The 1,439-nt window shown below is 68.2% G+C and carries 1 protein-coding gene; it reads left to right on the plus strand.

The window, feature by feature from the left end; all coding sequences use genetic code 11:
* Window positions 1–57: 57 nt before the first annotated feature.
* Window positions 58–1,439 (plus strand): alkaline phosphatase family protein (locus tag Q0316_RS07315; RefSeq protein WP_298670920.1); only part of this gene is annotated, 1,382 nt, incomplete at its 3' end.

Raw genomic sequence — 1,439 nt, forward strand, 5'->3', positions numbered from 1 at the left:
GCCGCGCCCGCCGCCGCCCCGGCCCCTGCGGCGGCGGGGCCGCGCGCCGCGCCGAAGCTGATCGTCGCCATCTCGGTCGATCAGTTTTCCGCCGATCTGTTCGCGCAATATCGCAACCGCTTCAGCGGCGGCTTCGCCCGGCTGCTGAACGGCGTGGTATTCCCATCGGGCTATCAGAGCCACGCCGCGACCGAGACCTGCCCCGGCCATTCGACGATCCTCACCGGAATGCGCCCCGCGCATACCGGGATCATCGCCAACAACTGGATCGACCAGAAGGCGGGGCGCCCCGACAAGATGATCTATTGCGCGGAGGACGAGCGCGTTCCCGGCAGCGACCACAATAATTACACCGCATCCGACCTGCACCTGAAAGTGCCGACGCTGGGCGAGATGATGAAGGCGGCCAATCCCGCCACCCGCGTCGTTTCCGTCGCGGGCAAGGATCGCGCGGCGATCATGATGGGCGGCCACAAGGTGGACGAATTGTGGTTCTGGAACGGCAAGACCTTCGCATCCTATGCCGGCCGCCAGACGCCGCCGACCGTGGCGCGCGCGAATGCCGCCGTCGCCGAGCTGATCGCCAGGCCACAGGGGCCGCTGCCGCTGCCCGGCTGGTGCGCGGCGATCTCGCGCCCGATCCAGGTCGGCGCGCAGACGCTCGGCACCGGGCGGTTCGAGCGCGCGGCGGGCGATGCCAGGGCATTCCGCGCCTCCCCCGCGATCGACAGCGCGGTGCTCGGCATGGCCTATGGCCTGACGAAGGATATGAAGCTTGGCACCGGCGCCGCGCCCGATCTGCTGATCGTCGGCCTGTCGGCGACCGATTATGTCGGCCATGCCAATGGCACGCAGGGCAGCGAGATGTGCATCCAGATGAACGAACTGGATCTCTCGCTCGAAAACTTCTTCGACGCGCTCGACGGGCTGGGCGTGGATTATGAGGTTGTGCTGACCGCCGATCACGGCGCGCACGATATGCCGGAGCGACAGCGCGAACATGCCATGCCGATGGAAACCCGCGTCGATCCGGCGATCGCGCCCAAGCTGGTGGGTGCTGCGATCGGCAAGGAACTGGGCATCGCCGGCCCGGTGCTGATCGGCGGCGAAGGCGATGTCTACGTTTCCAGCGACGTGCCCGCCACGAAGCGCGCGGCGGTGGTCGCCGACGCGGTGAAGCGTTATTCGGCGATGCCGCAGATCGCCGCCGCGCTGACCCGCGAGCAGATCGCGGCGACCCCGATGCCCAAAGGCCCGCCGGAGAACTGGACGCTGCTGGAGCGCGCCCGCGCCTCTTATGACGCAGAACGCTCGGGTGATTTCCTGCTGATGCTGAAGCCGCGCGTCACGCCGATCGCGGTGCCCGGCCCCGGCTATGTCGAAACGCACGGCAGCCCGTGGGATTACGATCGCCGCGTGCCGATCCTGTTCTGGCGCAA

The organism is uncultured Sphingomonas sp. (assembly GCF_937871615.1).
Lineage (GTDB): Bacteria > Pseudomonadota > Alphaproteobacteria > Sphingomonadales > Sphingomonadaceae > Sphingomonas.